Here is a 9170-nt window from a genome sequence, read left to right on the forward strand (position 1 = left end):
AAAATAGTGTATATACATTAGTTTCGTAAACTAAATATATACGCTATTCCCACATGCAAGCTAACCTGAGCGACGAAGAAGTGATTCAACATTATTTTTCTACCCAACCTGATCATTGTTTTGAAGCCCTCTACAATCGGTATGTGAAGAAAGTGTACCGGCGTTGTTTATCGATGACTAATGATTCTTTGCAGGCCGAGGACTTTACCCACGACATTTTCATCAAAGTTTTCCATAAGTTAGATGGCTTTCAACAGAAGTCCAGTTTCTCAACCTGGCTCTATTCAATTTCCTATAACTACTGCGCTGATCAGCTAAGGCTGTCCAAACGCCTTCCGACCACCACACTCGAAGAAAACACCGACTGGTACAATTCCGATTCAATAGAGGCCCAGTTACGGGAAGAAACGCTGCAGGTAATGAAGCTGGCCATGGAGAAACTCTCGGCTCAGGAACGATCCCTGCTCCGGCTCAAATACGAGGATGGATTGAGTATAGAAGAAATTGCCAGTATGTATGATCTCAAAGAGAGTGCCGTAAAAATGCGCCTGAAGCGTAGCCGCGAAAAAATTCAACGGCTGTGTGCTAAACATAACTAGTGGCACTACTGACCTCAACACAGTACGTTACCCGTAAAGAAACAAGAAAGCCGCTCCCGTAAGAGCGGCTTTTTACTGATATATAGCGACAGGTCATAACAACCCGGTAGGAAAATTCACAGAAGTATACTCAGAATAAATTCTTGATATCAATCCGGCGGTGCAGGTGTTCTTCATATTTGAAGGGAAGCGTTACCACTACCCGACTCTGCTCGTGAACCGCTTCAATTTGGTCGGCATCAATAAAAGCCGGAATATCCAAAACCCGCAGGAACATCGGTACCGCTAACCGCTGGCTGATACCTTCCGGCTGATGGTCGGAATTACTAATTAACAGGGTATACAAAACGAGTTTGTTGCCTTCAACCAGCACGTTAAAGGAACTGGCTTTTACACCCGGAGCCGAAAGGGTAATTAACAAGTGTCCCTCTTCCCGCTCAACATTCATGGTGGTCTGACTTGACCCACCATATAGGGTATTCAGCAAGTCAATCTGCCCGCCTGTTCCCTGAAATACGTTTTCTATCGCCTTCATAGTGGATGTTGTTTACTATTCAATTTATTAGTTATTAGACAAACCTCGTGCCTAATGGATTAATGTTGCTTTTCCCGGCCAACGTGTCAGCCGAAAAGAGTTTTTTTTGTTCAAATATGCCGTTTTGGCATCACATGAGGCTATTATGACAGTACTACTCCTTATCTACGTTTAACCGATGGTGTTGCGATTTAGGGGCTGTATGTGGGTAGCTTTCTACACATTATCACCACACTTTCCGTTACCAGAAGCTTTTTCGTAGTGTATCTTTGTAGAACTATGCATATCAGAATTGGAACACGAAGTAGTCGGTTAGCCGTCTGGCAGGCCGAATACATACGAACGATACTTAAGAGCGGGGACGTCTCGTCGGAGTTGATCTTCATCGAAACGAAAGGTGATCTGGTGCTCGACCGGTCCCTGTCGAAGATTGGGAGCAAGGGCATATTTACCCAGGAACTGGAAGATCAGCTACGGGATGGCCGGATTGATATTGCTGTTCATAGTGCTAAAGATCTCCCATCAACACTACCACCCGATTTAGAAATCATTGCCTTTACCGAACGTGAACAGGCGAACGATGTGCTGGTTAGCCGGGATAAAACGTTGTCGCTCACCCGGGATACACCTTTCCGGATTGGCACTTCATCCACCCGCCGGGTAGCCATGTTGAAGCACTATTGCCCACACCTCACAACGGTTGATATGCGGGGCAATCTGCAAACGCGCATCCGTAAACTCGACGAAGGACATTGCGACGCGTTGATTCTGGCTTACGCTGGTGTACACCGGATGGGATACGATGACCTGATTGTGGAGCACTTGCCCGTAAATGAGTTTACACCCGCCGTGGGGCAGGGAAGTGTAGCCATAGAGACAGCTACTTCGCTGGACAGTCAGTTACGGAAAACCCTGATTCAGCTAATTAACCATGAACCTACCGCTGCCTGTTTACGGGCAGAGCGGGCTTTTCTCGCCCGGCTGGAAGGCGGGTGTAGTATACCCTCCTTCGCGCTGGCAAGCCTGACGGATGAGCAGACCGTCAGCCTGACGGGTGGGTTGGTTAGTCTGGATGGTTCCCAGTTACTGCGGGACACTTTTTCCGGCCCTACTCCAGAAGCGTTATCGTTGGGGCAATCGCTGGCCGAAAGTATTCTGGAACGGGGTGGCGACGAAATTCTACAAACTATTCGCGAACAGCCATGACCACTGCTATTGCCCAAACCGATGCCGAGATTCGGCAGTGTTTACCAGCTATGCTGGCTCTTAGGCAGCATTTGAACCCTGATCAGGCGTTTGACAGGATTCGTTTTCAGCAGGTAAATGATGGGTTTGTACTGGCCTATGTAAAAGGTAATGATACGTTGGAACCAGTCCCTGCCGTGGTCGGGTATCGGTACATGAATCTTCTGTATAGCGGCAAAACGCTTTATATTGATGACTTATCGACCCTGCCCAGTGCTCGCGGGAAAGGGTATGCCAGCACCCTGCTCGATTTTGTGATTAACGAAGCCCGAAAAGCTGGTTGCCAGTGTGTATCACTCGACTCTGGACAGAACCCAGCCCGATACGATGCCCACCGCCTGTATCTTAAAAAAGGGTTCAACATTACCAGTCACCATTTTAAACTGGATTTTTAAACTCGCTGGAGTTGGTCCAATCTTCTGACTTGCTATATTTACATTACTGAAAGTCAACCTACATACCGCCGACCTTTATTAAAAGCACTTATCAAGTAAGATCAGGTGTTTTTGATATGCTCTGATTCCCTTACTACAGAGCAATAAACTCATTGTTTTCCTTCGATGAGTGTCAGGTCAATTCTAGTCAATTTACTTCTTTGTACCGATGGAAATTCTATCGCATGTTCACTATGCTTTCGCGTAGTGCAGACGCTGTACATGCCAATCAATTATTCAGGAGACTTTCACATAAGCTATATCATGCAGCAGGAATCAATAAATAAAGCCATCATTCGTGATTTTTACCGGCGGGCCGTAGGTCAGGGTGATCTGGCATTTGCCGAAGAAGTTATTGCAGACGATTACAAGCAGCATAGTTCATCGGTTAACCCCGGAAAAGCAGGGTTGATGGAGGCTCTTGCTTATATGAAACAACTACCGAAACAGGATACTACAGCCAAACCCTTCCTGCGACTCATTGCCGAAAGTAATTACGTAGTTACGAATATGTCCTTTAACTGGGGTGGTCAACAGAAAGTGGTTGTAGATCTATTCCGGTTCGAGGACGGGAAAGTTGCCGAGCATTGGGATGCCATACAGGATCAACCCGAATTAACGGTTAATAATAACAGCATGATGGATGGGCCACCGCCTATCGAAGATGCTGAACAGACCCTTGTTAACAAGAAACTGGTCAGTGCTTTTTACGAACAGGTTTTCATTAATCATGACACAAGTGCCTGCTATAACTTTGTGGCGACCGATTTGATCCAGCATATTCCCGAGATTGATAATGGCCTTATCGAACTAATGGATTATTTGCGGCAGCAGCCCAATCAATGGTCTATCGAGAAAGTACACCGAATTATTGGTGAGGGGAATTTTGTTATTGTACAATCGTCGGGGTATTGGGAGCAGAAACCAGCCATGTTTTATGATGTAATTCGACTGAATGACGGGAAAATAGTTGAGCAGTGGGGCGTTCGACAACTTATTGGGTAACCTTCTCTATCACACCGGAATGCGACATGTGCTCCGGTGTGATAGAGAAGGTTATTCTTCCCAGCTTTTTATAATACGACTGCCGTTCTCGGTGTTTTCGGCCCGGATGTAGTTGTCGACTTCGTGCTGTAACTCTTCCACATGCGATATTATACCGACTACGCGGTTCTCGGTCCGGAGGGCTTTCAGGGTTTTAAAAACGGTTTGCAAGGCGTCTTTGTCGAGCGTACCGAAGCCCTCATCCAGAAAGAACAGGTTCTGCTTCGCTCTTGTCAGATGCTGGATGTTATCGGATAAAGCCAGTGCCAGCGACAACGCTGCCTGAAATGTTTGCCCCCCCGATAGTGTTTTGACGCTTCGCACCTCCCCACCGTTCATAAAATCACGTACCTGAAACCCGTTTCTATCGTCTAATTCGAGTTTGAGCTGGTTGTTGGTGAGTCTGAAGAAGCGATCATTGGCCGATTGGCACAGGTTATTTAGGTATACGGAGGAAACGTAATCAACGAAGCCCTGCTTTCGAAACAGGTTTTCCATCTCTTTCAAATCCTGTCGTCGAAGGTCAAGTTCGTCATACCGTTTCTGGTGTTTCTGCTTCTCGATCCATTGTTTTTCCAGCGTTTCCAGCCTATTGGCGGCTTTGCCTAAGTCTTTATTCAGTTCATCCTTCTCCGCCCGAACTCCTCTCAATTCTTCCTGAACCGCATTCAACTCAGCCAGGTCGAAGGGTTGCTCAGCTAGCTCAGTCTCCAGGCTGGAAACCTGATTCTGGAGATTCTTTAGTTTGTCATAGTAGCTATCTACGCGCTTTTTTCCGTCTTCAACATCAAACCCAGCCCGCAAAATTTGCTCGACCTGCTCCCGGATTAGCCCTGCATCGGCCAGATTTTTTGTCAAAATGATTTCTTCATTTGCTCGTTCATTGGCCAAATCAGCCAACTGCTTCGTCAACTGATCGACCTGCCCCCGGAATGTAATCTCATCTTTCTCGGCTTCGTTCTTCCGCTTCTCTACCTCATCGAACGTCGTTTTAGTCTGGTCGTATTGTTTCTCCAGTGACTCCCGTAGGTCGGCTATGTGTTTCAGATTCCAGTTGGCAACCTCGGTCAGTGGGTAATGTTGCAGGGATTCGATCTGCGAACTAATGTGTTTCTTACGCTCGGCTATTGTTGCTTCGATACCGCTTATTTCCTTTCCCTGCTGGTTATACAGGTCTTCCGCTTTGTCGATTTGTACCGTCAATTCCTGAACGACTTCCTGCGCTTTGGCTAATCGTTTCTTCTGGTCATTTTCCTGGTTAATCGCTTCGGCCACGTTGCCCTCATTCTCTTTGGAGAACTCCGGCCATACGAACGTATCTTCGTGAGCCGTGAGTTGCTCAATCACTTCACCCCGTTCACGAATCAGTCGTTTACCATTTTCGTGAACACCACGCAGTTCAGTTTCCAGCCCTTTCACCGTTAGCCGAAGTGATGTCATCTCCTTTATCCGCTGCTTTACTTTCTGTAGTGCCTGCTCACTTTTCAATACGGCATCGCCAATGGCCGTATAATCCTGTTTTTGGGGATGATGCACTGAGCCGCATAACGGGCATGGCTTCCCATCGGTCAGCGAGTCGGCGTAGCGCTGCAATTCGTTCGTCAACAGCGTTTGTTGATGAATAAACGCCCGTTCCTGCTCAATTTTTTCCAACTGAGAAAGTGCCTCGGCTATGGTATCGGGTAGTACTTTGAGCGCCAGGTCTACCCATTCGGGGGGAAACCCGATTAGGGCGTCTTTTTTTCGTTGTTTAACCGAATCAAGGCTCTTCTCATACTGCTCAATCTGTGTTTGCAGGTCATCGGCCTGCTTTTTCATCGGCTTGTATAATCCAAACCAGTGCCTTACTGCATAGAGTCGCTCCAGATTCGAGTTACGTTCTACTAGCGTATCGATTGTGGTCTGATGTACTTGCCGGTCTGCCTTTCGCTCATCGATACCCGCCTTTTGGCTACCAAGGCGTGCTGTTAAATTAATAAGGTTTCGATTTTGCTGGTCTACCGATTCCTGGGATAGTCTGATTGTTTGAACGGTGTCCAGTTCATCGATCTGGTCCTGTAACTTTTCCCGATTCTCATAAGCCAGCTTCGCTGACGTATAACTTCGTTGTAAATCCGGTAGCCGACTCACTACAGTTGTAAGCAAACGCTGGGCCTTCTGCTGCTCTCCAGTAAGGCCATCGTATTTATTTGTCAACTTACCAAGAGCCGTCAAACTCGAATCAAACAGTAATCGACACTGCTCGTATTGAGTAATATCCTGTTGTATTTTCTGGTACGTCGGCTCCTGCGCTTCCCACTGTACCAAATCGATTCGGGCCGTAGCTAACGTTTCACTCTGTTTTTTTAATAATAGCAGTAGTTTCTCGACCGGTTCCAACTGGCTAATATGACCGGCCCGTTCGGCCACCGACTTCCGAATGGTAGCCACGTCAAGCTGAGCCTGTTCGATAACCTCCGGGGTTACCTCGTCCAGGGAGGCCATTAAACCGCTTAATTTGGAAAACTCATCGTCGTTGGCTTTACTCAACTTCCCAACCCGCCCCGCCAAATCATACTGATCCAGTTTGAACAACTGGTTCATCATTTTGGTCCTGTCCGTTGCACTCAGTTCCAGAAACTCCCGAAACTGATTTTGGGGGATGATGATTGTCCGTTTGAAATTTTCGTAGTCCAGTCCCAGAATCTGCTTCGATAAGACCGAAACATCATCTTTTTCGTTGCCAATCGGGGTCCAGTCATCTCCTTCCCATTTAAACATACGCCGTTCACCCGGACCAATTTCGTGGTGTTTCCTGGCGTGCCGCTTCGCTTCGTAAACGAATTTGTACAATTGCTCGTCGGGACCTGCCTGAAACTCAAAGTCGATAATCAAGTGCTTCGACTTCAAATTCATCATATTATACAGGAGTTTGTCCTGGGTATTCAATCGCTCCGTCTTTCCGTACAAGGCAAAGCTGATAGCTTCCAGCAAGGAGGTTTTGCCACTGCCCACCTTACCAAAAATCCCAAATACACTCGATGCAACTAACTGGCGAAAATCAATTTCCTGTAACTCCTGATACGAATAGAGGCCCTGAATGGACAGCTTAATAGGGATCATTCGGGGTCTGTGGCTAAAATCTCACTGAATAACTGGCGTAACCGCTCGTTCGGCTCCTGTCCTTTATTTCTGTTTTTGAAGTAGTCTGTAAACAGGGCCTCCATACTTTGCGATAAGTCAATGACTTTCGCAGGAAGCTCTTCAACCGCATCGACATCCCGAATATCCGGAATGATACTCCCCGACGAAAGTGAATCATGCGCCTGAGAAAGCCGCCGGCGATCTTCCGATGTAAGGTAAGTGGGCGTTTGCAGGGTTATTTCCGGGTAACAGGTCGGGTTAGCGTTGAGCCATTCAACCGCATCGTCAACCCGCGTGAATTTCTTTCGAAGCAACCGCTTACCCGCTTGTAGCGGTACTGAGTTTATAGTTACGGTTTTCCCGGGTTCGGCATCAATCAACATAACATACTTCTGCTGGTCGGCTTCGGCAAAGCTATACGCCAGTGGGCTACTACTGTAAACTACCGGGCTGGGTCCTCCATTAATTTCCTGCTGCCTGTGCAAATGCCCCAATGCGGTGTACTGTATCTGAGGTGGAATCATGTCTGTATATACTACGGACGCACCACCAATTTGCAAAATACTTCGTTCGTCACCTGTTTCTTCGGGTTGTGAGCCGCCCCGTTTCATCACAAACAAGTGCGCCACCAGTAAATTGACCCCCTGCTCATCCATATAGGCATCAGCCAGCGCAGCCCAATGAGCTTGTAAGGACCGGCGCATCTCGTCTTCAGCGTCCAAGAAGCCAAAGTAGGCCCGCATCCGGTTCTCATTGGCATACGGAGTTAGTATTAGTCGTACCGGAGCATCATGCTTAGGCAGTTGGATCTCTACAAATCCCGGAGCCGTTCGGACTATTTTGGCATCGCAGTTCAGCACGTGTGAACGAATCTCCGTCTTGGGAAAGCCAGCGAACACAATACCACACTCCCGACCGAAGTGGTCCTGGGCTTCGATGCGTTCTGGATTATCATGATTGCCAGCAATTGCTATCACCGGTCGGCTACCACCAAGAGCCAGCCGTTTAAGCGTACTATATAATAGGTCCTCTGCTTCGGCCGGCGGATTGAAGGTATCAAATAGATCCCCTGCCACTATAATCAGGTCCACCGATTCACGATCTGCTAGCTGTATTAGCTCTTCCAGTACATCTTTTTGTTCCTGATGACGCTGAAAATCTTGTAACCTTTTGCCCAGATGCCAATCTGCGGTATGTAAAATCTTCATTTTAAGTAGCAATCTTCTTTCCAGAAATGGGTCTGGAAGGTAGATGCAATATACGCCCGACAAGCTGGAATAAGCGTTTTGATCAGAACAAGTTGCATGCATATTGCTATCAGAAAGCGCGTCTATGCACTGTCTAATAAAAAAGTTTAGCTTTTTTATTGCGGCTAAGTGGCCATTTATCAATCACTTACCGAATTATCTTTGGTATGGCTAAAATTATTTTACGGCCTGGGCTTGACAAGAGTGGAAAGAGTGGGTATCTTTGCACTCCAAAATCGAAAGAAACAGAGCTATGATAGATAAGCAACGGCTTGACTATCAATGAGTTGAAGGTAAGTGTCTGATGATCAGTATCGAAAATAAATCTTCACATTTACTTGACAAACGAGAAATAAAGCCTACCTTTGCATTCTGAAATCGGGGTAGGTAGGGGGAAATAGTCGGATAGTAGTCTGGCTATCAAGTAGTTAAGGGTAACAATCTGAGAATCAGTACCAAAAATAAATTTCAGATTTTGCTTGACATCCGGGAAACAAAGCGTACCTTTGCACTCCCAATCACAGAGAAACACAGAAACAACGGTTTCACTTTCTCACTTCGGGCCGGCCAACGGGCCACCCGAAAAGTTCTTTGACAAACGGACAGCACAACAAAAAACGCAACTTTGTGATTTCGATCACCGGTTGAACAACATAGTCCCGCTTTCGGGCGGGACACAATTATTTACGATGGAGAGTTTGATCCTGGCTCAGGATGAACGCTAGCGGCAGGCCTAATACATGCAAGTCGAACGGAAGTAGCCCTCGGGCTGCTTTAGTGGCAAACGGGTGCGTAACGCGTAAGCAACCTGCCTTCTACTGGGGGATAGCCCGGCGAAAGCTGGGGTAAACCCGCACGGTCCCACCGAATCACCTGGTCTGGTGGGTAAACATTCATGGGTAGAAGAGGGGCTTGCGTCTGATTAGCTAGTTGGCGGGGTAAC

At 47.2% G+C, this 9170-nt stretch carries 7 protein-coding genes and 1 rRNA gene; 5 read left to right on the forward strand and 3 right to left on the reverse strand.

The features are described from left to right. Positions 1–53 precede the first annotated feature (53 nt). Positions 54–599, forward strand: coding sequence for an RNA polymerase sigma factor (locus B156_RS0120185; RefSeq protein WP_018621594.1), 546 nt, complete (start codon positions 54–56; stop codon positions 597–599). Between the two features lie 130 nt (positions 600–729). Here B156_RS0120185 and B156_RS0120190 read toward each other — a convergent pair whose 3' ends face one another. Next, entirely contained in the window at positions 730–1134 is a 405-nt protein-coding gene (locus tag B156_RS0120190; RefSeq protein ID WP_018621595.1) for an Hsp20/alpha crystallin family protein, read from the reverse strand. 279 nt (positions 1135–1413) lie between these two features. Here B156_RS0120190 and hemC point away from each other — a divergent pair, with 279 nt between their 5' ends. The 3 genes from hemC to B156_RS0120205 all read left to right on the forward strand — a co-directional run bounded on the left by hemC (position 1414) and on the right by B156_RS0120205 (position 3818). Beyond that, a complete protein-coding gene (gene hemC / locus B156_RS0120195) occupies positions 1414–2340 on the forward strand; it encodes a hydroxymethylbilane synthase (protein ID WP_018621596.1) in 927 nt (308 codons plus the stop codon). Further along, positions 2337–2774 carry a GNAT family N-acetyltransferase gene (locus B156_RS0120200; protein ID WP_018621597.1) on the forward strand — a complete coding sequence of 146 codons (438 nt, stop codon included), beginning with the start codon at positions 2337–2339 and terminating at the stop codon, positions 2772–2774. The genes hemC and B156_RS0120200 overlap by 4 nt, the downstream gene beginning before the upstream one ends. 303 nt (positions 2775–3077) lie before the next feature. Continuing rightward, positions 3078–3818 carry a nuclear transport factor 2 family protein gene (locus B156_RS0120205; protein WP_018621598.1) on the forward strand — a complete coding sequence of 247 codons (741 nt, stop codon included), beginning with the start codon at positions 3078–3080 and terminating at the stop codon, positions 3816–3818. 51 nt (positions 3819–3869) lie between these two features. Here B156_RS0120205 and B156_RS0120210 read toward each other — a convergent pair whose 3' ends face one another. Both B156_RS0120210 and B156_RS0120215 read right to left on the reverse strand, forming a co-directional pair. Further along, positions 3870–6959: an AAA family ATPase gene (locus tag B156_RS0120210; RefSeq protein ID WP_018621599.1), complete on the reverse strand. Its 3090-nt coding sequence runs from the start codon at positions 6957–6959 to the stop codon at positions 3870–3872. Next, positions 6956–8188, reverse strand: a complete 1233-nt coding sequence (locus B156_RS0120215; RefSeq protein WP_018621600.1) for a metallophosphoesterase family protein — start codon at positions 8186–8188, stop codon at positions 6956–6958. The genes B156_RS0120210 and B156_RS0120215 overlap by 4 nt, the downstream gene beginning before the upstream one ends. A 725-nt stretch (positions 8189–8913) precedes the next feature. Between B156_RS0120215 and B156_RS0120220 the strand changes: the two genes are divergently transcribed. Then, positions 8914–9170, forward strand: a 16S ribosomal RNA gene (locus tag B156_RS0120220); the annotation flags it as partial.

The organism is Spirosoma luteum DSM 19990, from assembly GCF_000374065.1.
In the GTDB taxonomy this organism is placed as follows: Bacteria; Bacteroidota; Bacteroidia; order Cytophagales; family Spirosomataceae; genus Spirosoma; species Spirosoma luteum.